Source organism: Methylophilus sp. (assembly GCF_052173275.1).
Taxonomy (GTDB): Bacteria; Pseudomonadota; Gammaproteobacteria; order Burkholderiales; family Methylophilaceae; genus Methylophilus.
The window spans coordinates 198965-223497 of record NZ_JBQMUL010000001.1; the positions used below are offsets into that span (position 1 = coordinate 198965).

A 24533-nucleotide genomic window follows, 5' to 3' on the forward strand; every position below is an offset into this window, starting at 1 on the left:
GTCTGCAAGCCTGTTCTTACTTTAGGAGCAGTTATGCAAACAAATACTCTACCATCGCCTGTCATTCGTCATATCCAATTTGATGAGTTTGTTGCCAGGTTACTACCAGTTGCAATCGTAGGTAATGAGTCTGAAGAAAGTTTCTCGGAAAAGTTTGTTCATCCGGTTGATTCAGATATTGTTAAAAAGGCGATTGCTGCAAACCCTCGCAAGGTTTGGACATTCTATGAAATGGATGGAGTTAACTGGTTAGGTAGCGAAATTGGTTACGTTAATCGTGCTGGCTATGTCATCACTGATCAATCGTATTCTGATGTCGATTCTATCCAGGTCCACGATAATCTTTGGATTGGAAAATCTAAGTTAGTTGTGACTTGTGGTAAAGATGTTGATGAAGAAGCTTTAGAAGAATTTATTACTGACGGTATTGAAGATATTAGGGCTGAATTTGCTGGTGAGCCTTATGACATACTTGGATGCAGTGAATTTACTGAACGGAACCACATCAACTTAATGGTAGTGGAAATTGATGCAATGTTTGATGAGTCACCCTCATCAGGATTGTTGCAGGATCTACATGCCAGTTTTAAAGCATTTTGTGCGAAGGTGATTAAAGAAATACCTGGTGCTGAAGTTTGTATACATGAAGAACTCAGCGTTGGTTTGTTTTTTGGTCCGGACAGTTTAACGTCTTCAACCCTTTGGGCTTAATGTCTTCGTAGTTTGTTTTATTTGATAAAAGAGTGCCCAATCTTCTGATTGGCCTCTTTTTTTCATTTGTGCGGCTGAGATGGTAAGAACTTTGCTTATATGACAGAAAAACGAATCGGCGGAATAGACCGACCGAACTCATATAATCAATTTATCGATTTCTTACATGGACATCTCGACAATGAAATACCTGGTAGATGCGCTGGTAATAGTTTTACTAAGTCTCTCATCACTGGTGCATGAAGCTGATGCAGCTGAAAATAACTTTGTCCAGTGCGCAACGCAATTCCACAAGAATGTTGAACCCTACATGCCGGCACTGCGCGGTAATGAGAGTCGCTTATCGTATTTATGCTATGACGAAATGGCAGTGCTGTTTTTTAATGATGGAAGAGTACCGCTTTATAGCGCCCAAGTGTCAAACAAGGGAGAGATAGTCAAAGGCTACGATGTTGGCCGTAGCGAGCGGGATGCTTTTCATGAAGAAGAACGCATACCCAGGCAATACAGAACAACACTAGATGATTTCAAACGCCTGAATCGCATGACAGGCAATATTGCTTATGATCGCGGCCACCTGACTGCAAGTGCTGACATGCCGACCAAAAGTTCGGAGTATCAGAGTTTTTCACTGGCAAACATAGTCCCACAAAACCCATCCATGAACCGCGGCCCCTGGGCTGAAGTTGAAAAATCTACCCGAAAGTACGTTAAGCGCGCGGCCAGTGATGTCTACATAGTGACTGGCGTGTTATTTGCAAAGAATGCACAGAACATCAATGGCATGTACATACCCACACACCTTTGGAAAGCGGTCTACGACCCGGTAGTGAATAAGGGTTGGGTACATATCATGCCAAACATACAAAAGGCAGTTGTATCAAAGCCTATGGGGTTAAAAACATTCAGGAACACATATGGGATAGATGTATTTAATAATGCAGACGGGATGGACGATTAGGTGAGGAATTTAAAATGGCATTAACTGGAATTGGAATTAAGGTAAGTGAAGTGAAAAATGTGAATGATGCGATGCTCTATATACTTGAAGGGCACCTGGCAACGCTTGAATTGTTGGCAGATAAGGCGGCACCAACCCGGTGTGAGCTTGAGAGAGCTATTGAACTAGGGCAAGCAAGCGTGAAATGGGCAAATGAATTCGGGCTGAACCTGGAGAATACGAGAGCCGAGGTAATCAGAAAAGAATTCAACTCAAATGTAAAAGCATGGGCTACACACTTGCTGGCAAACAAACGGCCAAGACACAAATACGGCGTGTCAAAACATTAAATATGAGCCAGTCATTGACTGGCTTTTTATTGCCCGGTGAATTCGGCGGAATCGATGCAGGAATTTTGTAGAATGGAATTAAATTAAATTTTGGGGTGAATATGAAGGGTCGTTGGGTGGTTGTGGAAGGATTGAACGCTGCTGGCAAAACCACATTGATGGATGGCATAAAAGAATATCTGCATTCCAAAGAGCAAAGTTTCACGCATAGCCGTGAGCCGGGTTCAAGTATTGTTGGTGAACGAATCAGATCACTACTGCTTGATGGGAAGGAATCCGGGCTACAGCCGATTACTGAAGTGCTACTTTTTGCAGCTGCACGCCATCAACATATTGTTGAAGTCATTGAGCCAGGCTTGAGAACAGGTAAGTATGTTCTGTGTGATAGATACCTACCCTCTTCGATTAGCTTCCAAGGATACGGCCAGGGAATTAGTTTAGCTGTAATCAAAAAAATCAATGATGAGGCGACTGTAGGACTGGTTCCGGATTTAACAATCATCCTGGATATAGATCCAGAGCTTGCAGCTGAACGTATTGCGGCCCGTAAAGGCGAAGTAGATAAGTACGAAGGCTACGACATGGAATTTCAAAAGCGCGTGCGTCAGGGATACCTTGATCAAGCGTCAAACCCGAAAATTGGTGGACCGGGTAAGTTTGTAGTGATTGACGCATCACAGTCACCCACGGACATACTGAGTGAATGTATTGGTTGGCTAAAGCATTACGAGCTGTGATTGTTGTATTTTTTCCACGACTCAGATTTTTTGAAATATCCGGGCAGTTTTATTGACTTAGATTATTTGCAGTTAATAAAATTGCTCACATAAACGTTGCAGTACCGCGCCCGGTTGGGTGCATATTTAAAGATTTGTAGGTGTGATAAATCTTTGTAGGAAAATTCAAACATGGATTTTCTGGTTATACCAAAGATGGGCTATCGCCCATGTCCTAACCCTACCTATCTTTTTCGATGTTAGTTTTTATTGAAAGAGGTTTGTATGACATTAATCGACAAGAGCAGTGGTGGCGACCAAGACACATCTACGGATGTACTTACCTTGTCTGGTATGCAACAGCAACAAGAGCAAAAAAAGACTGAAAAAGGCGAAAAGCCGCCTCGCAATAAAGGCAGGATCGTTAATCAAGCTGATGCGAATAAAAAGCTACTGGAAGCCTTTATTGAAGAGATGGCTAAGCCAGAACTGCATGAGAGCATCGCTGCATGCTTTCCTAAAGCTTTCCGTCAAGATGATGATCGAGGCATTGGCCGGGCGGCAATATGGGCTGGCGCACTGGGTAGTATGGCGCGCGAAAACGTTGAAGTTACTCGTTGCTCGATTAAAAGTGTGATCGGCGCGCTGCGTCTGTGCGCGCAACTTGGATTAGAGCCAGGGCCACTTGGATTAGTCCATATCATGCCGAAATACAATTCAGACTTTGGTGAGTACGAAGTTGAAATGCGTATAGGGTATCGGGGCTACCTGGAGTTAATGCGCAGACCTGGCAACGTGGGTGACATTGATGCTGTGATTGTTTATGAAAAAGACAAATTCACGCTGAAGAAAAAATCAGTCGTTGCTAGTGGCCGCCTAATGTACATCTGGGACTTGGAGCATGCGCCGTTCGTTGGTGAAGATCCAGGCGAAAAAATTGCGGTATACGCTACCGTGAATATATTGGACTCAGATGCTCACATTGAAATGATGCAGAAACACGATATCGAGCGCGTGAAAGAAATGACTAAAACGCGCGACGATAAGAACCAGGTGGCTGGTGCGTGGGTAGAGCATGAAGGCGAAATGTGGCGTGTTGCTGTCATTCGTAGACTGCGTAAGTGGGTACAAATGAGCAGCGAAATATCATTAGCTGAAACTGTAGACAATATGATCGATGTCGGTGAACGACAGGGTTTGGATACCTTTGCTGAAGGCGATATGAAAAAGCTTATGAGCAACTACCACGCGACAAGCGCAAAAAAGGTTGAACGTGGCTTCCGCACTGGTAATAATACACAGCAACAGCAAATAAATTTTGAGGAAACTGTGTGAGCCAAAGCAATGATGTAAACCTGTCAGGGTTTGTAATGACTGAACCCAAAATGAAAGAGGGAAGCGAAAGAAGCATTTGCACCTTTTTCTTAGAGACATGTAAAACGTGGACAGAAGAGAAGCCTGGGGGCAAGGATAAGGTGCGTAAGGAGCATTTTGATCAGCACTGCATAGTTGCCTTGGACCGCACAGCATTGGCCCTAGTTAAATTGGCGAAAATTGGAAGTGAAATATCTGTTAAGGGTGAGTTGACCTATAGCAGAACTACGGACGCATCTCAAAAAGAGTGGGTGCGAGCTGAAATTGTAATTAGCAGCTTCCAGATCCATGGGCTTCGTAAGTACAGATATGACGCGACAGTAAATCCTGGGGCTGAGATGCCCTACTCTGGTTCCCGTGAGGGTTGATCGTTTTTTTGAAATTTTTAGGAGGTAATTCATGAACAAAGTATTTGACCGCATTATGGTGCTTTGCTTGTTAGTCATGGCCGGCGCACTTTCAGTTGAGGCATTTTCTCATTTCGGGGAAAACAGCTCATTGAATGCAGCCAGGATTGCGATGATTGTTGCTGGAGGATTATTCATTTCGCACGGCATGGCAAATGTATTGAAGCAACGTGAGCAAGGCTTAGTTAAGTTGAATTCAAAGCATGCGTCTGTTGCCCTTGGCATGGCTTTCGTGACGATTGCATCAAGTATCTAAGTTTTATTGTAGTTGCACCGGTAGCTGGTAAATAAATTGCTTTATGGGAATGGTTATCAGCTATTGGAGTGCTATAAATGGTTATCAAGGACCTGATTGATTTAGTCCATGAAGATATTGACGGAGTAGTTAAAAAGTCAGACTTAGATGCTGTACTTAGTTCATTTCTTAGAAACTGCAAAGAGCAGCTTTTAAAAGGCGAGCCATTAGTATTGAAGAACTTTGGGACGCTAAGCGTGGAAGTGCGTAAAGCACATCTGGGTAGGAACTTTAGGACAGCACAATCCGTTTCAATACCAGAACGTAAGATAGTTAAGTTTACGGCTGGTGTAAATTTCTCTTCAGAGCTGAAGGGGAAATAAATTGGACAAACACAGAAAATACATTTTAAAGAAAATCCACTTTTGCGCATTGATGTGGGCAAAAAACATCCATTGCAGATTCGTAGGAATCAGCCCGAGACACGATAAGTCGATAGCTCTCGGTGTGGTTATATTCACGGCATTTAGTGTGATTGGAGCCGGGCCAGTAAGTATTGCAGCAGGATTATCTGCATTCATTATCGGTTTGAATAAATTTAAGCGTGAGTCCTACATTGATGTCATATACAGGCTATTAGAGACTTACGAACCACTAGAACAGTCTGCATTTAATACGCTGGCAAGCAATATACAGAGAGGCAACATACATCCCAGAATATTCTTAGGCTTCATACAATCTGAAATGATGGTTGAACCACACAACGTAGTTAAAAAAGCCAGTGATGAGTTTCTTACCAGGCAAATGAAAAAAGGTATGGTAATCCATGAGAAAAATGATATTGATTCACCGGAGCCACCAAGAAAGACTTATGAGGCTTTATCAGTGATGGGTGACATTAACCGTATTCTGTTTCCAACTTTCGATGAGAAGCATAAGGAATTACGGGAATTAGTTAATAGGCTATATCCATACAACATGTTCACAGACAAAACCAACCCGCTTGCAGTGGCTAATGTATACCTATCTGTAGGCAAGGTTAATGAGGCTATAAGTACATTAAAAGATGCACTGGGCAATGATGAGGTGTTGGAGCTTTTGGGCCATATTCCAGATAAAGAAAATTTTATTTCTGGTTTGGTGGCGAGGCTTGAGATGTCTAGGGCGTAATTTCTTGATTCAGTCTTGAGTTCTGAAATCTAATTCAGCATATACCGGGCCGTGATTGTGTAAAATGGTTTAAATTTCTGGAAAATACATAAATGGCTAAGTCACTCTCCACTTCACAAATAAATCACCTACGCCGTCTGATTGGATGGGTAGCATGCGAGATCGGGCAATCGCCAGAGGAATTGCGTGCAACATTGGAAAGCATTGCGCCAGCATTGGCAGGTCAGGAAATAAGTAATGATGGAAAAAAGCGGATGGTAGAGACCTACGAAAAGGCTAAAGCTGTTCCGAAATACGTTCGGCAAGCAGTTAAGGCTTTAAGGCCAGTGATAATTGGTGAGCCTGGTGACATTATTGATGCTTATCTTGATAAAGAGATGGCATTGACGGTGCGAAATGGAAAACTAGAGAAGTAATCAAATGAGGTAGAGTAAAAATATGAAACCCGGCCAGAGCCGGGTTTTTTTACGACGACGACAACAACAACTACTCAAACATTCTTTTGTGAAGGCTGAGCGCCCTTCCTGGCTGAATGCGTGGCATTCATATCTGAGAATGCATACTCAGCCACACCACGAATTGCACGGCCAACGTAATATGCAAAATCTTGCTCTTCAGCCATTAATTCGGGATCACCATAAAGTATAGACGCGGTACCATTTGTGGCAACTGACTTAACTCGATTGGCAATGATGCTTGGTAATTTTAGCAAGACATAATCCAGGTCTTTGGCTGGATCATTGATGGCATCTAGCTCGCGCGGTTCCGGGAAAGACCAGCTATTGAAAATTGCATTCTTAAAATAGAAATTGGCTAATTTTGGATCTTGGTCGGTATACGTGCCAGAAGTATAAATTTCTGAAAGGAGCATTGAGGCTTGTTTGTTACCCTGGTCTGCGGCTGATTGCAGATCGGATATCGATTCTTCTACTTTTTCATTCAGAACAAGGTTTTCCCTTGCATCTGTCACCAGCGTAGCAATCTGTTCGTAATTGGCTGGATAGTTATTTGGGCTTTCATTGGCTTGTGCTACTTGATCTGGCGTTAAGGTCTCAGCGCCTGCTGCGACTGTGGCCGCGAGTATTAGGGACTTGGAGAGTGACATAAGCGAATCCTTTATTGTTGTACATGCTTAACGGATCGCTATATGTGATTTTTTAGGGTGACTGAATAAATAAGTTGTACGACTCAACTTTATTGTCTACGACTAAACTTTAATGTCTACGACTCAACTTAATTGTTCAGAGTGTTGAATCCTTAATTTATAAGGCTAGGAGATGTAATTTTGGGACTTGAGGTGAGTTGAGGTTGAGTCGTACTGGTAATTTATTTAATAGCACGCAATGGAAATGGGCGTGGGAATTTCTTGGTAGGTGGAAAGGTGTATGACTTTGGCGTTACAAGTTTTGCAGCTTCAGTAAAAAACTGGTCATGGCTTGATATAAGATCAACGATATGGGGATGGGCTTCTAATAGCTCTGGAGAATGCTTTTGCATCAGAGTTAATAATTCCCTGTTCTCATCGATTCTTTTGTAAATTCCACCACCATTGCGCTGGAACGTAAACTTTAATTCATCGATGTCAGATGCGTTCTTGTAAAAGTTTAAAAATGCTTTAAAGCAAAATAGAATTAATTTCATATTCAGTTTAGTTGCCTAAGTGAATTGATGATTTTCTGCCTGAAGACAGTATCGGATGAGGATTTAGCGCAAAACACCAGGTATACAAGCGCCTCATTCAATTGTGGAACGATTGAGCGTATTGGCGCTTTACTGTCGCTTATTTCAATAAAATGGCAAATAAGCATGAGCTTGTCGATAAAAAAGTCCATGGTTCCAGTCAATATTTGACGAGGGTACATCAGTGCCGGCTGCGCATTATGTAGGCCAGCATCTCCCATCGCATCGTGGAGATTAATTAAAGCCTGTCTTAGCTGAACGTAGTTCATCTCATCTGAATGATGTAAGGCATATGTTGGGGTTAACCGCTTAAAGAACCTTTCCATGACTGACATTGAATCAAGCATTTAAATTATCCGGGTTATTCTGGTGTTTTGTATCTTGTGTGCATGAGGAATAAGCACCAGGCAAACAAGAACACTGGCAATGCTGTGAGTAGGATTGCTGGATAATTGCTGCCAAAGATACTTACCTGAGCTGAAAGGCCATGACCTACCGTGTATGAGCCATGACAAATCCATGCAAGCTGCAATAATGCAAATGCAATGAATATACCGATATAAACTAAAGTCATATGTTACCTACGCACTTGTTAGTTGAGCAGCTTGTTTCTGAGCTAAATAATCATCAGCAAGTTCTGGAGCATCGCCACGATAGCAAAGCCTGAGAATCGTAATGATGTGGTGGATAAAATAGTTGTAAAGCGTTTCAATACTTAGCGTAGTTTCCATTGTGAGTTCTACTTTTGGAAATTGAGTCATGTTGTCTGTCATGATTCTATTGATCGGTGACAGCAAGAGCTTTGACATGGCTTCAGGACTAAAGCCAATTTTAAGGCGGCGATCCATTACCGCTTTCTGAAACACTTCACTCAAAATTAGAACGCTGTCTTGAAGCGTCATTTTTGGGCTGTAAATGTCTTTCAAGACTTCTCGAAGTTCGATAAAGGTATATGGAGGGTTTTCAGACTTGGCCGCACGGATAACATGTGCTGCGACATCATCAATTTGTTCAGATTGCATCTATCTTCCCCTTAATAGCATCAGCTTCGGTTTTAACTTCAGTAGCTTTCTTTTCAGCTACTGCCTTAATGACATCATCATCACTGCGAGCAAGATGGTCTTTAATCCAGTAATAAATACTCATCAAGGCCTTGCGCTCGGATTCAAGGCGTTGAATTTCAACAGCACGCTCGCGTTGCTGATCGGGTTTAAGCTTTTTAGCAGCTGCATTACTAGCCATTATTCTCTAACTCCAGTACGGATAATTTGGCTACCTCAAACTTATATGGCAGCACTTTGCCTTTCTTAGCGCGGTCGGTAACAAATGACTGAAGAGCTTCGCCTTTAATTCTTTCGGCATACTGCTTACCCAACTTGCCCTCACCTTCCACAATGATTGTGTCTTGAAGGTTTAATGCAAATATAGTGCCTACTTTGTTTGGTGTCCCTACTTTGAGGGAAACTACGCCACGGCCACCAGGCAATTCCTTAAATTGGTCAAGTGGGATAACTGCAAACTTACCTTCAGTTGAGTAAACGGCTACATGCGTGTCTGTCGGTTTTAGTATAACGGGCGCAAGCAACTGTTCGTCGTCTTGAATCTTATAGAACGCCCTACCCGCTTTTTGCTTGGATACGATATTTTCTATCTTAGAAATAAATGCATAGCCCGCATCGTTTGAGAAAAGCGCCAAGCTAGTAACTGGTGAGCTAATGAAGTGCGCAACTTTAGCACCCGGCTGGACGGTAATGAGTGAAGCTATTGGGGTGCCATCGCCCCGGAAAGAGGATATTTCGGATGTAGGTACAGTGATGGCTCGACCAGTCGTATCAAATGCGATGACGGGCGTTAATGTGGTTGTGTTTAGGGATGTGTGCAATGAGTCACCATCCTTGAAGCTTAATGACGACAACTCCAGCTCATGACCAGATTTCTTACGAAGCCAGCCATTTTTAGATAACACAATGGCAATTTGGTCATCTTGCTGGACGGGTGCAATTGATTCGTAGATTTGGCCGTGTTCGATAGTGGTTCTGCGCACGTCACCATACTTCTTGATGTCTGCATTAATTTCATCAACGATGAGTGAAACCATTGAATCACGATCATCCAACAGGTTACGGAGATAGGCTTGCAATTCCTTGGACTCATTAAGCTCTTTTTCGATCTTGATGCCTTCCATTCTGGCAAGTTGTCTCAGGCGAATTTCAAGAATATCTTTGGCCTGCACTTCAGTTAAACCAAAGGCGGCCATCAGTTCTTTGTCAGGATCATCAGCCTCACGGATGACTTTAATTACTGCGTCGATATTCAGGTGGACAATTAACCTACCCTCAAGGATATGAATCCTATGGCTAATCTGGTCATATCGGTACTGTGTGCGGCGGCTCGCATGGTCGAACCTAAATTGGCACCACTCAGAAAGAACATCATAAAGGTTTTTTCTGACCGCGCGGCTGTCATAGCCGATCATCGTCATATTTACTGAATATGAAGTATCAAGGTCTGTTTGCTTCAACAAAAATGCAATTAGAGCATTTGGATCTACCTTGGAATTTTTAGGCTCAATTATTAAGCGGACGGCATATTCCTTACCAGACTCATCCCGTGCTGCATCAATCAAGTCATTTGATATTTGTTTGAGCTGCTTTTGCTTGGCAGTAAATTCCTTTTTACCGTCTGGAACTTTAGGGTCAGTTAACTTGTTTAGTTTTGCCAGGATATTAGCGGCGGAGACTTCGTAAGGCAGTTCAGTAATAATCATGCGCCATTGACCACGGGCAAGCTGCTCGATTGTCCACTTGGCACGCAACTTAATAGAGCCGGTACCAGTTCTGTAAACTTTTTCAATCTCTTCTGGGGAAGATATTATCTGAGCATGCACCGGGAAATCAGGACCTTGCACATGTTCCATTAACTTCTTGATTTTGACTTCGATACTATCGGAGTCCTTAATTTTGCCCTTGAGGATAGCTATAGCCGCTTTAGAAATTTCAGTTAAGTTATGAGGCGGTATATTTGTTGCCATGCCTACAGCGATGCCTGATGCACCATTTAGCAGAATGAAAGGCAAACGTGCTGGAAGGTATTTTGGCTCAGTTTCGCTGCCATCATAGTTTGGAATGAAATCGACTGTATTTTGGTTGATATCTGGTAGAAGCAGATTCGAGTATTCTGATAATCGTGATTCTGTATACCGCATTGCGCCGGCTGAATCTCCATCGCGCGAACCGAAGTTGCCGATACCAACAATTAATTGGTAGCGCATTACAAATTCTTGGCTAAGTCTGACCAATGCTTCATAGGTTGGTGCATCGCCGTGCGGATGGTACTTACCGAGTGTATCGCCAACGATCCGGGCACACTTTTTCTGATTGCCTAATGGGGTGATACCAAGTTCATGCATGGCGTAAATGATTTTACGCTGCACAGGCTTCAGGCCGTCTGTAACCGAGGGTAAAGCACGGTCATTCACAACAGAATATGCGTAATTAACGTATGCATATTCCAAATGTTGGGCAATATCTTTATCTTGGTCGCCCAATTCAACTGTTTCAGATGTTTGATTTGAATGCGTTAAAGCTTCAGGATTTTCATTGTTCTGATCAAATAGTGATGGTTGATTTGCCATGTTGTTATTCCGGCTTAAAGTTAGAAATGAGGGCTTTACGGGCTTCTACCTGGTTGTCAGCCATCATTGTGTTAAAAGTTGCGAATGCCCTGTCCCAATCAGTAATGACAAGGCGCGATAATCGTCTTACAGCGGGATTTAACGTGCTTTCGTATAGGTTGATTGGATCCATTTCGCCCAAACCTTTCAAGTAAGAGACATGTATTTTGTCCTTACTCACTTTCTGATCTGTAAGGGAATCTGTCATGGCCTTTAATTCAGTGTTGTCAGCTGCATAGAGCTGTCTAAATGGCATCTTGCCGTGTGCCTGCACGCTCACGATGTATAGAGGTGGGTGCGCGATGTAGACGTGGTTATTCAACAGCAGCTGCGGGAAGTGCGCCATGAACAAAGTCATGATCAAACTCTGTATGTGGAGGCCATCGAAATCTGCGTCCATGAGCAAAATAATTTTTCCGTATCGAAGCTGAGTTAGGTCAATTTTGTCGTGGCGGCCATGAGGATCGATACCGATTGAAGTTGCAATATTATTGACTTCAGAATTGGATAGAATGGTTGCGCTATCCTCTTCCCAAGTATTGAGTGATTTACCCTTAAGAGCTAGGATGCCTTGATTGCCTTTGTTTCTTGCCTGTTTAGCACTGCCCCCGGCGCTTTCGCCTTCCACCAAATATAATTCACTTCCAGGCCCGATAACTTCAGCATCAGTAAGCTTTCCCGGAAGCAATGACACACCACTTGTTTTACGTCTTTCAACAGGTTTTTCTGTCTTTGAACGGGCTATGGCATTTCCGATAGCCAGCTTGGTAATCTCTGTAGCTATTTGTACATTATTATTGAACCAGATTGAAAATTGATCCTTAATGCAGGCTGCAACAAGTCGAATGGCGTTTGGCGAGTTTAGCTTGTCCTTAGTTTGGCCCTTAAATGCTGGTGAGGCCATGCGAGCGTTTATTATAAAATTGAGGTTAGTCCAGACATCTTCAGCAGTGAGCTTTACGTTTTTGTGATTCATTGAGTGCGAATCTGCAAAGTCTCGAATGACAGCAAATAAAGCATCCCGGAATCCACTTTCATGAGTGCCACCCATTTTATTCAAGATCAGATTACAGAAACTAGCCCCGTTGCCTGGGGATATCGACCATGCAAAAACTGCCTCAAAGCCATCACCGGGATGATTAAAGTCTGACTGGTCAGGGAGTGTTTTATCGAAGTGCAAAGGCTGGCCGATGATTTCGGCATCTTTAATAATTTCTTCATTGAAATACTGAAGCGGGCCATTCTTATATGCCCATTCGATAGTGTCGAAGCCTGAATCAGTTTCCAGGTTGAATATAATCTTCGTGCTTGGGATGAAAATCGCTTTGGACTTAAGCGAGTTAATCAGAGCAGCCTTATTGATATGTGGTGAAGTAAAGTATTTTGGATTAGGCCATGAGCGAATGAGAGTACCAGTTTGGTTCTTTGGGCACTTTCCAATGACTTGTGGCTCAACTACGGTTTCACCATTTTCAAACACGGCATGATGGATCTCACCGCCGCGCTTAACTCTGAGTTCAAGCTTGTTTGATAAGGCGTTTGTTAGGGATATACCTACCCCATGCAATCCACCTGATTGCTTATATGATGCATTTTCATCTGTGTTAGAAAATTTACCCCCACTGTGGATCGTTTGTAGCAAGACATTGAATGTGTGTATCTTCTTGGTTGGGTGTATCCCGGCAGGAATGCCCCGGCCTGTATCTTCTACGGCCAAGGAGCCATCACGGTAAAGAGTAACTTCAATGGAGTCCGCATAACCGGCTATAGCTTCATCAGCGGCGTTATCAACCATCTCTCCAATCAGGTGTGTAGGATTTTCCACGTCCGTATACATGTCAGGGCGGAGCTTAATAGGGTCAAGACCCTCAAGAACTCTAATTGATGATTCGTCATATACCTGCGTTGCTTTTGCCATATTTCACCTGTTTTTTTATGCTTGCGCTGTTTTTTTAGCTTGTTGTCGTTGAAGTCGTTTCTGTTTGAATACGACTACAAAATCTTTGAGTTGCTGATTGAGTTGAAGTACATGTTTAGCCCTTGTTAATGCCACATAATGAAGGTTTCGATCTGCATCTGACAAATCATCAGGGTGAGCATATTCGTTGCGGTCGATTAAATTACTAAAGTCTTCTGAGAGAATAACCTGATTGAATTCAAGTCCTTTGCTTTTATGGGCGGTGGTCAGAAAAACTTGTGCATTGTAGATGTCTTCAATTGCACTCGAAGGCTGAACGGAATTCTCTATTGATACATTGGCGGCCTTGATTCTGGCGATCAATTCGGGAATTTTCGCGCCGTAGTTGTCTGTGATTTTAATCAGGTTCTTACAACCCACATCCTCAGAGTCATCAGCGTATTCGGTGAATTGCATATAAGTCTGGAATGACCTGATGAATGCATCGCGGATACTGTAAATCTCACCTGTACGCAGGTAATAGACATCCATAATCAGATCCAGGCCATAACCTTGAATGCCACCAATGTAGTGAATTCTTAAGCCATCTTGGACAGCATCAACTGCCTGGTCGAATAGTCCGATATTGGTTTTTGCAATAACGGCATAGGGTTTAGACTTATCGACTGTTCCAATTTGGTCTGATTGCCTATAGCCTTCTAACAAATATGGCTCTTCACAAAAAGACTGAATGAGCATATTCGCCAACAAAGCGATGTTTGGACCAAAGCGGTAGCTGGTAGTTAAAGGTAGTTCGATGTCTGGTTTGAACATCCTCATCGCGTCAACAGCACCCCTGAATTGGAAGATCGATTGGTGACTATCTCCCACTATGATTTTGCGCGCACGTTGCTTTGAAAACACGTCTATTACACAAGGCGTGGTGTCTTGGGCTTCATCCAAAAGGATGTAGTCGTAACGGTCAAAAGATGGGTTAGAAAGCTGCCACAGCTTGAGGTATACGTCATGAGTAACTTTGGCGCTACTTTCCAAATCGACCATATTGGACCAGACTTTGATGGCTACTGGCAGTAGGTCAGCTAAGTCGTAATACTTTGAATTAGGGATGTTTTTCAGGTGTTTTACATCAATTAACAAATCTGGCGAGCTGATAAAATTGCAAATTATAGACAGAACATTGGCTGCAAATACGAAGCTAACAGTAGGTGACATGTTTTTTGGTACAAACTGTTTTATGTCGTTTGGCTTGACCTCACCGGAAAGCTTTTTTGCGTTCATAAACTTTGAACCAAACTTTGGGAATGCCAAAGCATGAGATGTCTTATTTGTCACGTTCTCTGGGAACCGTTTATCAGCTGCCAATTGAACTGATTTACTGAAGCAGATATTAATTATTCTGCTTTTTGGCCGAAAACGAGAGAACCCGTCTAGCGTTGTGCTCTTTCCAGCGCCAGCGAATGCAGGAGTCAGGACAATTTGACCATCAGCGGCAATGATTGCATCTTGTTGTTGGTTGTAATTCATGAAGTTGGTATTTTTAATGCTTAGTAAAGAGTGTTGATAACTAAAAAATTGGTAATAAGGCGATGTTAGCAAATTAAATATAGATTTCCGCCGAACCAGATTTAAGTAAAACAATTTATGTGCGTTAATTACATATTATGAAAACGTTTAGTGCGATGTTTGATTATTTTCACACCTGGTTGGGCGTGAAGAGATCATCTTACAACCTCGTTAAATCATCTATTCGACACAAAGAGGAAAGCATTGTGTTGTGGGGGATTTCTGTGAGGATTTACGGCGTTGATGAAATGCGCGTGTTGTTTGGCTACGACCAGACCGAGAGCGCACTTGTAGCTATTGAATCCGAAATTCAAAAGCACATGTCAAAAGAGAGTTTTAATTTCTATGTTGATGACAGAAGCAACCTGATGTTCTTTGGTAATCACGTCGAGACCCCATTAGATGCTGAGTCAAGGGCACGCAATGCAAGTGAAATTATTTCTGAGATAGTAGATAAAAGCATGCTTGTCGGGAGCAAGAAAGTTCACCTTAAGGTTGGCATCGGTGGGCTGATATGGCGCGGCGCTGAGAATGACAGCGAGGGCATCATGGCACGTATGTATGGCAACATGATGGAAGCGGTTAACAGTGGTGAGCGCATAATCATCAACCAATACGCCGGTAGGAATGTTTATCGAGGTTTTGACGTTCAGGACCTGATCGAGACTGGAGGCCTAACAATTGCACTTCAGCCAATAATAAACAATGTCACTGGAAAAACGTTATTTGTTGAGGCGTTTCTACGTGTAAATGATGGGACCAGACGTTATGCAGGGGCGCTGGATGCTGTTAATTCAGCATGTGACGTAGGTGTATCTATCCAGCTGGATGAAACAGTGCTTAGAATGGCTTGCCGTGAGCAACGCAGATGGCATGAATACAAAACAATCCCTGAGTTTATTTCGATCAATGTAAGCAAACAGACGTTGCTCATTGAAAATGCTGCCGAGCGCTTGAGGATAGTGGCGGATAACGAAGGTGTAAGTGCTAGTAATGTTGGAATTGAGATCAACGGTGCAGCTATTACGAAGAAATCTCTGGGAGACTGGAAACAGATAGTCAAAGCGCTAAAGTTTGAGGGGTTTAAGGTAATAGTGGATGATTTTGATAAGTGTGAGATTACAGGTCCTGAAATACTTGGCCTGGAAATAGACTTAATCAAGATTGACCGAGGTTTGACAAAAAGCCTAAGTGAAAGCATAAAGCTGTTCGAGTATGTGAAGTCTTTGAATACGATGTGCGAAAACGTGGGTATTGGTTTTGTGGCTGAAGGTGTTGAAGAAATCGTAGACGCGGAAGTTTTGCGCAAAGCTGGTGATATGCTATTGCAGGGTACTGGGCTTTTCAGGCCAGCTGACACTTTTGTCTTGGATAGATTTTTGAATAAATAGAAAATGGCTTACGAATCAGGTCTGGGAGAGAAATTAATCAATACCCTACCCTATGACATTCCTGGGTTGTTTAACCCCTGGAAAGACACTTGCGAGAATGATCAGGAGTGGAATACTACTGGTGCAAAGCTTGAAAGGCTTGAGTCACATTTAAATTGTGATGCGAGGTACATACTATGCGGGGAAGCGCCAGGATTTCAAGGCTGCCGGCATACTGGGGTTGCCTTTTTAAGTGAGTTTTTAGTGGTTGAAAACGCCATTCCGAGGATTTCTTCAAAACATGAGCGCCTTACTAAATTTGCAAGGCCATTAAAAGAACCATCAGCCACTATAGTTTGGAAAAACCTGTACAAACTTGGCATCCAGGAGAAAGTTGTTCTTTGGAATGCGGTGCAAATGCACCCTCACGAAAAAATGAACAATCAGAGCAACAGAAAACCCACAAAAGAAGAAATCGAATACGGAAAAGAATCTTTGCTAATGCTGAGAGATTATTATCCAAACTCGATTTTTATTGGTGTCGGTCGGATTGCTGAAGGATTGTTGCAAAATGCTGGTATCAAAGCTGAGTGTATTAGGCATCCGGCAAACGGAGGCGCGACAGAGTTTGCTTCTGGGCTATCTAGGTTAGTCAGGAAGCAGTAAAAGATAAGGGGCTATTCAGCCGCTATTTGTTATCCTTTGGCGAGATTTCTACTCTTACTTTGGGTATGGCGTATGACAGACATACTGATTTCAAGCCTGTGTGCTTTATTTACCAGGGACTGAACGAGAATTTCTTTACCTGCGTAGTATAGATCTTCAAGTGTAATGCCGTGCTTTGTAAGGTAGCTGTTCGTTGTATGCTCAAAAAATTGAGAAGATACGTGATTGTACGAATCAGTAATAAACACACTGAAGCCTGACTCATGCACCGCAACGCCTGAATAGAATTCAACCATCCATCCAGATTCAACAATTGTCTTTTTATTGTTTTGTTTCATGGTAATTCCTTTCGTACTGTGACTTACTTCCAATAAGCCAGGTAATTAATTCTACCGGGCAGTTACTGCATGTTCTATGCCAGAACAGATCCAGTAAGTCGCTTCTTTTTCAGTATAACCAGAACTTTTAGCCATTCGGCAAATAGCATCTCACTTTTTTATATAATTTTCTCAGTTGATAAGGAATTGAGAAATGACAGAATTAATTAGTGGGGCACTTGAAATAGTGAAGGCAGCTGGCTACAAGGTTTTAGCACCTCTTCCGGAGCTGAAGGTTGGAGCGATATTTTCGCCTAACGTTAGAAATACGTTAAACATCCTGTATATGGATTGTGAGACTACCGGGTTAAGTTTCTTTGCAGACCATGTGATTGAAATTGGTTTGGTTCTAGCCAAGGTAAATGCTGATACTGGGCAGCTAATTGAAATTCTGGACTTCTATCAAGGATTCAGCGAGCCTGTAGGTACCGAAATTAGCGCGGAAGCACACAAGATACATGGCCTTACGATGGACGATGTGCGGGGCAAGTATATTGATTTAGAACGTGTGAATCGTATGATTGAACAATGCGACTTCGGTTGTTCGCACAATGCGGGGTTCGACCGTCAAATGATGGAAAAAACCACGAAAGATTTAGAGCATGTTAAATTTACTTGCTCAATGACTGAGGTGAACTGGGAGTTTCAAACCAGAAAGCTAAATTACATACTAATGGAGCTTGGATATCACTTCAATGCGCATAGAGCGCTGGATGATGCCTGGGCGGGCCTTTGGGCACTAAACTGCGTTAATAATGAGGGTGTCACGTACCTGAAATCACTGATTGATAATCTTGACCAAGAAGTGATTGATATAGCGGCGCTGGATGCACCATTTGATGCTAAAACCTTCTTGTATGACCAGGATTACAAGTTTTTTGATGGTGGTTATAAAAATAAATTTTGGCATAAAGTTGTACCTGAAGACAAATTGATTGAGGAATGCATGTTCCTGAAGCAAGTGGTGTATGCAGGTTGCAACCCAAAAACTGAAATCCGTCTGGATAGATTCAACCGCTACGACCGTTACAGCAGACGTGTAACAAGAACAAATCAATTGAAAATTATGATGTAGGGGAACCATGATGGCGACTGTGTACGATTTTGCAAAAATCAGGGAAAAAAGACTGGCTTTAGTAGCTTCCTACCCTCCCCTAGAATGTCCACACTTGGATTGCGATGCTCTTTGCGCAAGCACTAAAGTTGACGCGGAAGAAACGGTGACATATGTTTGCCAGGGCAATGGGCATCGAAAGCTTACATGGCGGATAGATGTTGATGGAAATATGCTGCACGGGGCTACTGGGAACCGGTACTACAAATAAGAAAATGCAAAATAATGAATAATCAATACAGCATAACTTGTGAATTTTGCGGGGCAACTTACAGCCTTTTCACGATTTTCAATAAAGACATGGGTGGTCTTTGCAAGGCCTGGAGAAATCGTCATGAATTTCGTTGCAAAAATTGGACTCCAGAACAGAGGCTCAAGTGGGCTAGTAAATATAAAAATAACACAAGCGTTGATCACGCATTGGTCATGGATTACGACCATCCAGGAATGAAAATACAAGATTAAAAAAATAATATAGATCAGAAATTCGCAGGTTTCAGATTTACAACGTAGTCCTTTATTAACCACCAGGGCAATCTAGGCAGGCTGTCAAAGAATTAAATATAGCTTTAAAGAAATTGAATAACCCTGGTCAGACTGCATCAGCAGCTATAAATGAAGTTGGAAAAGGAGTTAAAGGGCTGACTAAAGGTTTAGAGAGTACAGGACAGTCTGTAGGAAATGCGGTTTCAAAAGCTTTAAGCAGCCCGTTTTAGTCATGTATTTAAGGCCCGGTTAGTTGGGCCTTTTTCTGTTCTTATAGTAAGGATTTGATTCGGCAAAATCGGGCACCTAAGTTGCTATCATCTAATCACTAATCTAAGTATTGGAGAAGAAATGATAGTAGCAAAATCACAAATTGTTAAAAGCCTTGGCCTGATGTCTGCGGTGGCGGCAAAGGTAGTAAATACACCAGTTCTTGAGACTGTTTTAATCATCGCTAACGACAAAGAGTTGACTTTGATTTCAAGTGACTCTGAGATGCAGCTAAAGATGAAAGTGGCGTGCATATCTAGCGAAGGCTGGCGTAGTTGCAGCTTGAACGGTAAAAAGCTGCATGATGTATTCAAGTCAATTCCTGATGAGGGCGAGGTCAATATATCGACTATATCTGATGACATGAAATCAGTGGTGAAGTCTGGCAAGAGTAAATTCACATTGCGCGGCTTCGAGCATAAAGACTTCCCTGTGATGGCTTTCACAGATAAGGATTTTAAATCAGTCGCTGTGAAAGAGTCAGAGCTGAAGCGTTTAATTAAATTGTGCCTGACTTGCGTTGCTTCCAATGACGTGCGTGCATTCATGAACGGGCTGTATATGAACGTGGAAAACGGCAAGTTGCACATGGTTGGCACAGACGGCCACAGAATGTGCTTTTCCCATATTGAAATTGAAGACAAGGAAGTAAATTGTTCAGCAATCATCTACAAAAAGACGATGACTGAGCTTTTGAAGGTGCTGTCTGATTCAGATAATCTGGTAACGATTAGCGTTTCATCGAACATGGCTCGTTTTGAAGTGGGCAACGTGGAGTTTGTTACACGCTTGCTTGAAGGGAAATTCCCTGACTACAGACGTGTTATTCCAGATACGAGCGAATTTGGGATTGAGATTGTTGCTGACGTGGACACACTGAAGAAGTCATTTTCACGCGTAGGTATTGTTTCTGACGTTGCCAAACATGTTCGCTTTGATACGACTACGGATGATGGTCTGTTAATTTCATCTGAAATGCTAAGTAATCAGGCGACAATAGATGACGTGCTAGACCAAGTTGAGTGCGATATTAAGCGCACTGGGAAAGGCACAACTGGGTTGTATAACAACGAATATCTCGCAGAAATCGTGGGCAGCATTTCATCTGAAAAAGTGCAAATAATGATGAAAGATGAGAACACGGCGATGGTGTTGCGTTTCCATAACGATAGCAATCCAATCCACACTGAGTATGCCGCTGTAGTGATGCCGGTACGCGGATAACGATAAACAGCTGATTTCTAAAGGTTTGCTTTGAAGGCAGGCATAATTATTGCCTGCCTTTTGCAATGGGCGATCAATACCAATATCAGTCTTCGGAACAAGCTGAAGAAAAAAAACAAATCGTATATCGAGAAGAATTTCGGCCTGCACGCCCTCTTTCACAATTTGAGCTGGACCAAGCGATGAGGCGTAAAGCTATGGTGTATGCGTTAATGCCAGAGCTTGTACCTCAAATCAGGGAAATGAGTAGGCTAGGCCTCATCCGGGGGTGGGCAGCCGTGTGTTTCGTGAAAGACAAAAACACAGGGGAAGAACTGTGAAATTCCTAAATCCTTTTATAAAAATCCATGATGGATTAACGGCCAGGTGGTCTGAGATTTCAGTAGACAAGAACAGGTATCTGGAAATCGTCTGGAATAAGGGCGAAACGATCAGCTGTCTATGTCATGGTATTAAGCAGCCTATTACGATGAGCGTAGGGAAGCGTGGCGATGATTTCTACATCAAAAACCGCGATGGCTCTGAGCATAAAGAGCAGTGCCCGTGTGGTCATATGGGTAAAAAAGGTGAGTTTTACAAAAAAACCAGCCTGGGCAACATGCAAAAGCTTCTGGAATTAACGCTGGTGGACATGGGTATGAATGTCTGGTCGCCTAACTTTGAGCGTGTTCGCAATAAATTCCTATTTAGAAAAAAATTCATGGAGAGCTTCCAGGAAGGTCTTCTGTTTTTCCCGGAGTACGGTGAAGATAAAAAAGAGCAAAACCTTATCGTGATTAACTCCCTGCCGCCCCTATGTGGTGGCGAATTCTATGTGGCAGGATTTATCTTTGAATATCACCTTGAAGAAAATCAGCGTGGCAGCTTCGTGAAACTGACTGGATTTGATAAGAAATTCTTCATTGATGAAGATATTGGCAACCTGCTACGTCAGAAAGATAGGAACTTCGATTTTTTCTGCTTATTCAAAGTAATGGTACTCAATAGCGGTAAATACGTTGCCGTGGATGCCAGCGGGATATACGTGCATAAAAAGACGCTCACACCGCATTACAAGAAGTCCACTGATATCAATGCTGGCAGGCTATTTAAATCAAACCTGTATCACGCAAAACCATCAAAGGAAGTCGTTTAGATGTACGACCTATCCCAAGACTACGCAGAACTGCATCAGATGTTATTGGCCGGGCATAAGCCGGTAGCCTTTGTGGACAAAAAGTGGGATAACAGTGAAGTTGTACATGCAGACGTATGCCAGGTAATCAGAGAAGGTGAATACAGGATTCACATATTTGCCCGTGGCACTCAATATGGGGCTATTTACCCATTTGATGAAAAGCACGGGCAGGAAATTGATCTATTCGTGAAAACCTGTGAAGTTTTAAACTTACGCTGGATCAAGCCTTATTTAGTAGAGGCTTCTGAAAAGCCTTGTGAAAATAATCCAACAAGCTGACCAAAGATAAAATCGCGGCGATCACCAGCAAAAAGTTACCTACATGGTAAGTGGTGTAGCCATCCATCAGTTCATATCGATTTGCAACCAAGAAACCAATAGCCAGCATTTGCGCTGTCGTTTTGTATTTACCGAGGTTAGATACTTTGACTGCGGCGGCCTTCCCCACTTTTGACATCCACTCCCTGAAGCCAGACATAATGATTTCACGCGAGATAAGCAGAGTGACCAACACAAGGTCGGCTCTAGCTAACTTCACGAACAATAAAAGCATGACAGTAACAAGCAGCTTGTCAGCGATGGGATCAAATGTTGCACCAAACTCTGAATGAGCGTTGTATTTGCGAGCGATGTGTCCGTCAAGATAGTCACTGATGGCGGCAATAAAAAAAGCCGCCAACGCTAGGTTATTGGCGGTTTCTGTCGAAAATGTACCTGGTGTCAGGTAGAAAATAGCGACAATTATGGGTACGAGCGCAATTCTGCCGACAGTAAGGATATTCGGAATACGCTTAATAGCGTCTGCTGACAGAATTGACATAGATCTATACCTTTATGACGTGTACCTGATTATTGATAATGTTGTAAAACTTAAGAATTTGAGCATCAACCAGTTCCTGCAAAGCCTTGTTTAAAGCTTGCTTAAACGATGAGGTTGATTTTGAACGAGAGCCGGTGAGCTTCATGAAGATTTCAACGCCATATGGAAATGGTTTTGTATGAGTGGCGTAGAAATGGTTTAAAAACTTTGCCATTTGTGACAAGTCGAGATGTTTATCCCAGTTCAATGAAGAGTAAGTACCAGGTTTAAATAGCTTGATAATTTCTTCATCGATTTTCAGTTCAAGCTCTTTTTTGTGACCGTTGCCACGCTCACCGATTTCGGAAAGCTTATATGTTGAGATAAGGTGGCCTTTAACCTTAACTTTATGCTCGATAGGATCTAAAGCTAATTTTTTTCCATTTGCATCACGTAGGTATTCAGTACGGACATATTCAACCTCGATGTTAGCTTCAACCATGCGGTTTAATGTTTCCATCAAGCGTACATAATCTTTCTTAGAGCTATTCCAGCCAGCATGCTTAAGCAGTTGCAGAGGCGTTGTGCGTATGGTTTCGTTGTATTTGTACTTATCGCCATAGCAGAGAATAATTGCCATAAAGACATCAAGATCATACTGATCAAGCAACTCACCAGAGAAATAAATCGAACATCCTTTTAAGCTGAAAATTTGGGTGCGTTTGCTGATGACTTCGCGCGGCTGGTCTTTAGCTGGCCGGGCATTGATGGTAAACAGTGATGACCTGGATAATGCATTAGCACTAACACGCTGAAAATTAGCATGAAGCGGGAAGAATTCCATTTGCTGAGTGATTGGTATGTCTGACTTGATATCAATCTTTACTCTTGCAGGCTTATCACCAGCTGATTTTTTTACAGCTGGTGATAGTTTGGGTGTGACACCATTTTTCAGATCGTTTAGGAAGAGAGACAACGAAACTGGTGCAGGCTTTCTTGAGCTGGTTTCAACATTAGTTAATTCAAACTCAGTTAAATCGCTCTGCATTGGCTCCAATGCATCAATTACATTTTGCTCTAATGACATACACACCCAATCTTGTTTTATATTTGATTACTCGAATAGTTCGTATTGATTGGCTGTTTCTCAGACTCCCATCTGTAAAACTAGAAACAAAAAAATCGATATACGAAAAATCTAATGAAGCGAGTTTCGATATAGCAAGATGGATGCCATCTGTAAGTTATGTCCCATATGTGAAATATACTTTTTTCAACATTGGAATGCGGGGTTCAGAGCAGCAGGTAGTTTTGAATATACTATTTCATTCGAGGTTTGATATATAGGCGGCTTGGCGCTTTTATAGAGATATTAGAGCTTATTAGGGTTCTAAAATGTAAGGCTATGTTGTGGAAAGAAGAGTTTCTAAGCTATTGTTTAAATTAGATTAATTCTGCTGTATTTCTTCAGTAGAATTTTTCATACCTATGTAGTAACACGAATGCTGATATGGTAAAAAACGAATAGTTAGATTTGAAACCACGAATGGAAAATATGTCAAAACACGAATAGAAATTGACTGTGTTTGTATGTGAAAACACGAATTCTTTTATGGCCCATTTGGGCTAACGTTCATAACAATAAAAACGTACTTTTCAGGTGCTTCCGGATCGGCAGAATACTGGCCTGAAAAATGTATAGTGAAGCATCACTTAAGAAAAAGAAAATTTAGCATGATTGTAGGCGGTAAGAAAGTAATTGTTCGTGAAGTTCAGCAGGACATATATCACAAGCTGCGTGGAGATGGATATAGCGATGCTTTAGCACGCATTTATGCTGGCCGAGGTGCCCTACCCTCACAGTACCTAGAAAAATCAATCCTACGCAAAGACAATCTTCAGCAAGCTGCACTGGCTGGAGAAATTATTGGTGAGCATATTATTTCGGGAAACACTATTTGCATATGCGCCGATTATGACGCAGATGGTGTTTCTGGTTTAGCAGTTGTTGCACGCTCAATTAGAGCTTTTGGCGGGAAAGTTATTTCTAAATGCCCGTTAAGGACTGTAGGGTACGGCTTGAATAAATACATGGTTCAAGAGGCAAAAAACGAAGGTTGTTGCGCACTGATCACAGTGGATTTATACGGATGAATAATTGTCCATTTTCCATTCGTAGCCTTTATTTACTCAATCTCTAGGAGTTCGGTTAATTAATTTGTAAACAAACTACATTTTATGACCATATTTATTTACAAAATGAACTCTGGACTATGAAGATTTAGATTGGGCAAGGTAATAAGCGCTTAAATA

At 42.2% G+C, this 24533-nt stretch carries 28 protein-coding genes; 17 read left to right on the plus strand and 11 right to left on the minus strand.

The annotated features are described in order from the left end of the window. Positions 1-33: 33 nt before the first annotated feature. The 10 genes from ACTS9Y_RS01220 (at position 34) to ACTS9Y_RS01265 (ending at position 6319) form a co-directional block, all read left to right on the plus strand. Positions 34-711 carry a hypothetical protein gene (locus ACTS9Y_RS01220; RefSeq protein ID WP_442584205.1) on the plus strand — a complete coding sequence of 226 codons (678 nt, stop codon included), beginning with the start codon at positions 34-36 and terminating at the stop codon, positions 709-711. A gap of 181 nt (positions 712-892) precedes the next feature. Then, positions 893-1672: a DNA/RNA non-specific endonuclease gene (locus tag ACTS9Y_RS01225; RefSeq protein WP_442584206.1), complete on the plus strand. Its 780-nt coding sequence runs from the start codon at positions 893-895 to the stop codon at positions 1670-1672. 14 nt (positions 1673-1686) lie between these two features. Next, positions 1687-2001 (plus strand): hypothetical protein, encoded by a 315-nt coding sequence (locus tag ACTS9Y_RS01230; protein ID WP_442584207.1) that lies wholly within the window; start codon positions 1687-1689, stop codon positions 1999-2001. Between the two features lie 101 nt (positions 2002-2102). Further along, entirely contained in the window at positions 2103-2738 is a 636-nt protein-coding gene (gene tmk, locus ACTS9Y_RS01235) for a dTMP kinase (RefSeq protein WP_442584208.1), read from the plus strand. A gap of 264 nt (positions 2739-3002) precedes the next feature. Continuing rightward, on the plus strand, positions 3003-4052 hold the full coding sequence (locus tag ACTS9Y_RS01240; RefSeq protein WP_442584209.1) for a recombinase RecT: 1050 nt from the start codon (positions 3003-3005) through the stop codon (positions 4050-4052). Beyond that, on the plus strand, positions 4049-4459 hold the full coding sequence (locus ACTS9Y_RS01245; RefSeq protein ID WP_442584210.1) for a single-stranded DNA-binding protein: 411 nt from the start codon (positions 4049-4051) through the stop codon (positions 4457-4459). Before ACTS9Y_RS01240 ends, ACTS9Y_RS01245 begins: the two co-directional genes overlap by 4 nt. A gap of 31 nt (positions 4460-4490) precedes the next feature. Continuing rightward, positions 4491-4754 carry a hypothetical protein gene (locus tag ACTS9Y_RS01250; protein ID WP_442584211.1) on the plus strand — a complete coding sequence of 88 codons (264 nt, stop codon included), beginning with the start codon at positions 4491-4493 and terminating at the stop codon, positions 4752-4754. A 77-nt stretch (positions 4755-4831) separates the two neighbouring features. Further along, the gene (locus tag ACTS9Y_RS01255; protein ID WP_442584212.1) at positions 4832-5116 is read left to right on the plus strand and encodes an HU family DNA-binding protein; all 285 of its coding nucleotides are present in this window, start codon (positions 4832-4834) and stop codon (positions 5114-5116) included. A gap of 1 nt (position 5117) precedes the next feature. After that, positions 5118-5903, plus strand: coding sequence for a hypothetical protein (locus ACTS9Y_RS01260; RefSeq protein WP_442584213.1), 786 nt, complete (start codon positions 5118-5120; stop codon positions 5901-5903). A gap of 92 nt (positions 5904-5995) precedes the next feature. Continuing rightward, the gene (locus tag ACTS9Y_RS01265; RefSeq protein WP_442584214.1) at positions 5996-6319 is read left to right on the plus strand and encodes a hypothetical protein; all 324 of its coding nucleotides are present in this window, start codon (positions 5996-5998) and stop codon (positions 6317-6319) included. Positions 6320-6393: 74 nt separating this feature from the next. Here the strand turns inward: ACTS9Y_RS01265 and ACTS9Y_RS01270 are convergent, their stop codons facing one another. The 8 genes from ACTS9Y_RS01270 to ACTS9Y_RS01305 form a co-directional block, all read right to left on the minus strand. Next, a complete protein-coding gene (locus ACTS9Y_RS01270; protein ID WP_442584215.1) occupies positions 6394-7008 on the minus strand; it encodes a hypothetical protein in 615 nt (204 codons plus the stop codon). Between the two features lie 221 nt (positions 7009-7229). Continuing rightward, positions 7230-7544: a hypothetical protein gene (locus ACTS9Y_RS01275; RefSeq protein ID WP_442584216.1), complete on the minus strand. Its 315-nt coding sequence runs from the start codon at positions 7542-7544 to the stop codon at positions 7230-7232. A 2-nt stretch (positions 7545-7546) separates the two neighbouring features. Beyond that, on the minus strand, positions 7547-7930 hold the full coding sequence (locus ACTS9Y_RS01280) for a hypothetical protein (RefSeq protein ID WP_442584217.1): 384 nt from the start codon (positions 7928-7930) through the stop codon (positions 7547-7549). Positions 7931-8164: 234 nt separating this feature from the next. Then, a complete protein-coding gene (locus ACTS9Y_RS01285; protein WP_442584218.1) occupies positions 8165-8605 on the minus strand; it encodes a hypothetical protein in 441 nt (146 codons plus the stop codon). Next, positions 8595-8825, minus strand: coding sequence for a hypothetical protein (locus tag ACTS9Y_RS01290; RefSeq protein ID WP_442584219.1), 231 nt, complete (start codon positions 8823-8825; stop codon positions 8595-8597). Before ACTS9Y_RS01290 ends, ACTS9Y_RS01285 begins: the two co-directional genes overlap by 11 nt. Then, positions 8818-11217: a DNA topoisomerase IV subunit A gene (gene parC, locus ACTS9Y_RS01295; RefSeq protein ID WP_442584220.1), complete on the minus strand. Its 2400-nt coding sequence runs from the start codon at positions 11215-11217 to the stop codon at positions 8818-8820. The genes ACTS9Y_RS01290 and parC overlap by 8 nt, the downstream gene beginning before the upstream one ends. Before the next feature lie 4 nt (positions 11218-11221). Then, positions 11222-13174, minus strand: a complete 1953-nt coding sequence (locus ACTS9Y_RS01300) for a toprim domain-containing protein (RefSeq protein WP_442584221.1) — start codon at positions 13172-13174, stop codon at positions 11222-11224. Between the two features lie 15 nt (positions 13175-13189). After that, positions 13190-14698: a 3'-5' exonuclease gene (locus ACTS9Y_RS01305; RefSeq protein ID WP_442584222.1), complete on the minus strand. Its 1509-nt coding sequence runs from the start codon at positions 14696-14698 to the stop codon at positions 13190-13192. Between the two features lie 155 nt (positions 14699-14853). Here ACTS9Y_RS01305 and ACTS9Y_RS01310 point away from each other — a divergent pair, with 155 nt between their 5' ends. Continuing rightward, positions 14854-16128, plus strand: coding sequence for an EAL domain-containing protein (locus tag ACTS9Y_RS01310; RefSeq protein ID WP_442584223.1), 1275 nt, complete (start codon positions 14854-14856; stop codon positions 16126-16128). A gap of 3 nt (positions 16129-16131) precedes the next feature. Continuing rightward, complete coding sequence (locus ACTS9Y_RS01315; RefSeq protein WP_442584224.1) at positions 16132-16773, plus strand: uracil-DNA glycosylase; 642 nt, start codon at positions 16132-16134, stop codon at positions 16771-16773. 29 nt (positions 16774-16802) lie between these two features. On the opposite strand, the gene ACTS9Y_RS01320 is transcribed toward ACTS9Y_RS01315, so the two are convergent. Next, the gene (locus ACTS9Y_RS01320) at positions 16803-17111 is read right to left on the minus strand and encodes a hypothetical protein (protein ID WP_442584225.1); all 309 of its coding nucleotides are present in this window, start codon (positions 17109-17111) and stop codon (positions 16803-16805) included. Between the two features lie 193 nt (positions 17112-17304). Here ACTS9Y_RS01320 and ACTS9Y_RS01325 point away from each other — a divergent pair, with 193 nt between their 5' ends. The 4 genes from ACTS9Y_RS01325 to ACTS9Y_RS01340 all read left to right on the plus strand — a co-directional run bounded on the left by ACTS9Y_RS01325 (position 17305) and on the right by ACTS9Y_RS01340 (position 21700). Next, positions 17305-18225: an exonuclease domain-containing protein gene (locus tag ACTS9Y_RS01325; RefSeq protein WP_442584226.1), complete on the plus strand. Its 921-nt coding sequence runs from the start codon at positions 17305-17307 to the stop codon at positions 18223-18225. An 876-nt stretch (positions 18226-19101) separates the two neighbouring features. Next, the gene (gene dnaN / locus ACTS9Y_RS01330; RefSeq protein WP_442584227.1) at positions 19102-20244 is read left to right on the plus strand and encodes a DNA polymerase III subunit beta; all 1143 of its coding nucleotides are present in this window, start codon (positions 19102-19104) and stop codon (positions 20242-20244) included. A 316-nt stretch (positions 20245-20560) separates the two neighbouring features. Further along, positions 20561-21379, plus strand: a complete 819-nt coding sequence (locus ACTS9Y_RS01335; RefSeq protein WP_442584228.1) for a hypothetical protein — start codon at positions 20561-20563, stop codon at positions 21377-21379. Then, positions 21380-21700, plus strand: a complete 321-nt coding sequence (locus ACTS9Y_RS01340; RefSeq protein ID WP_442584229.1) for a hypothetical protein — start codon at positions 21380-21382, stop codon at positions 21698-21700. On the opposite strand, the gene pgsA is transcribed toward ACTS9Y_RS01340, so the two are convergent. Next, positions 21642-22241, minus strand: coding sequence for a CDP-diacylglycerol--glycerol-3-phosphate 3-phosphatidyltransferase (gene pgsA / locus ACTS9Y_RS01345; protein ID WP_442584230.1), 600 nt, complete (start codon positions 22239-22241; stop codon positions 21642-21644). The genes ACTS9Y_RS01340 and pgsA overlap by 59 nt on opposite strands. Positions 22242-22245: 4 nt before the next feature. Beyond that, a complete protein-coding gene (gene trfA / locus ACTS9Y_RS01350; RefSeq protein ID WP_442584231.1) occupies positions 22246-23307 on the minus strand; it encodes a plasmid replication initiator TrfA in 1062 nt (353 codons plus the stop codon). 647 nt (positions 23308-23954) lie between these two features. Between trfA and ACTS9Y_RS01355 the strand changes: the two genes are divergently transcribed. Further along, on the plus strand, positions 23955-24374 hold the full coding sequence (locus ACTS9Y_RS01355; protein ID WP_442584232.1) for a hypothetical protein: 420 nt from the start codon (positions 23955-23957) through the stop codon (positions 24372-24374). The last annotated feature ends 159 nt before the right edge of the window (positions 24375-24533 follow it).

Coding starts and splice junctions, on each gene's coding strand:
- ACTS9Y_RS01250 (WP_442584211.1), top strand. CDS start 4,491: ATGAACAAAGTATTTGACCGCATTATGGTGCTTTGCTTGTTAGTCATG.
- ACTS9Y_RS01285 (WP_442584218.1), bottom strand. CDS start 8,605: ATGCAATCTGAACAAATTGATGATGTCGCAGCACATGTTATCCGTGCG.
- ACTS9Y_RS01355 (WP_442584232.1), top strand. CDS start 23,955: ATGATTGTAGGCGGTAAGAAAGTAATTGTTCGTGAAGTTCAGCAGGAC.
- tmk (WP_442584208.1), top strand. CDS start 2,103: ATGAAGGGTCGTTGGGTGGTTGTGGAAGGATTGAACGCTGCTGGCAAA.
- ACTS9Y_RS01225 (WP_442584206.1), top strand. CDS start 893: ATGAAATACCTGGTAGATGCGCTGGTAATAGTTTTACTAAGTCTCTCA.
- ACTS9Y_RS01230 (WP_442584207.1), top strand. CDS start 1,687: ATGGCATTAACTGGAATTGGAATTAAGGTAAGTGAAGTGAAAAATGTG.
- ACTS9Y_RS01275 (WP_442584216.1), bottom strand. CDS start 7,544: ATGAAATTAATTCTATTTTGCTTTAAAGCATTTTTAAACTTTTACAAG.
- ACTS9Y_RS01270 (WP_442584215.1), bottom strand. CDS start 7,008: ATGTCACTCTCCAAGTCCCTAATACTCGCGGCCACAGTCGCAGCAGGC.
- ACTS9Y_RS01325 (WP_442584226.1), top strand. CDS start 17,305: ATGACAGAATTAATTAGTGGGGCACTTGAAATAGTGAAGGCAGCTGGC.
- ACTS9Y_RS01305 (WP_442584222.1), bottom strand. CDS start 14,698: ATGAATTACAACCAACAACAAGATGCAATCATTGCCGCTGATGGTCAA.
- ACTS9Y_RS01265 (WP_442584214.1), top strand. CDS start 5,996: ATGGCTAAGTCACTCTCCACTTCACAAATAAATCACCTACGCCGTCTG.
- ACTS9Y_RS01220 (WP_442584205.1), top strand. CDS start 34: ATGCAAACAAATACTCTACCATCGCCTGTCATTCGTCATATCCAATTT.
- ACTS9Y_RS01280 (WP_442584217.1), bottom strand. CDS start 7,930: ATGCTTGATTCAATGTCAGTCATGGAAAGGTTCTTTAAGCGGTTAACC.
- parC (WP_442584220.1), bottom strand. CDS start 11,217: ATGGCAAATCAACCATCACTATTTGATCAGAACAATGAAAATCCTGAA.
- ACTS9Y_RS01340 (WP_442584229.1), top strand. CDS start 21,380: ATGTACGACCTATCCCAAGACTACGCAGAACTGCATCAGATGTTATTG.
- dnaN (WP_442584227.1), top strand. CDS start 19,102: ATGATAGTAGCAAAATCACAAATTGTTAAAAGCCTTGGCCTGATGTCT.
- ACTS9Y_RS01240 (WP_442584209.1), top strand. CDS start 3,003: ATGACATTAATCGACAAGAGCAGTGGTGGCGACCAAGACACATCTACG.
- ACTS9Y_RS01255 (WP_442584212.1), top strand. CDS start 4,832: ATGGTTATCAAGGACCTGATTGATTTAGTCCATGAAGATATTGACGGA.
- ACTS9Y_RS01310 (WP_442584223.1), top strand. CDS start 14,854: ATGTTTGATTATTTTCACACCTGGTTGGGCGTGAAGAGATCATCTTAC.
- ACTS9Y_RS01315 (WP_442584224.1), top strand. CDS start 16,132: ATGGCTTACGAATCAGGTCTGGGAGAGAAATTAATCAATACCCTACCC.
- pgsA (WP_442584230.1), bottom strand. CDS start 22,241: ATGTCAATTCTGTCAGCAGACGCTATTAAGCGTATTCCGAATATCCTT.
- ACTS9Y_RS01300 (WP_442584221.1), bottom strand. CDS start 13,174: ATGGCAAAAGCAACGCAGGTATATGACGAATCATCAATTAGAGTTCTT.
- ACTS9Y_RS01320 (WP_442584225.1), bottom strand. CDS start 17,111: ATGAAACAAAACAATAAAAAGACAATTGTTGAATCTGGATGGATGGTT.
- ACTS9Y_RS01290 (WP_442584219.1), bottom strand. CDS start 8,825: ATGGCTAGTAATGCAGCTGCTAAAAAGCTTAAACCCGATCAGCAACGC.
- trfA (WP_442584231.1), bottom strand. CDS start 23,307: ATGTCATTAGAGCAAAATGTAATTGATGCATTGGAGCCAATGCAGAGC.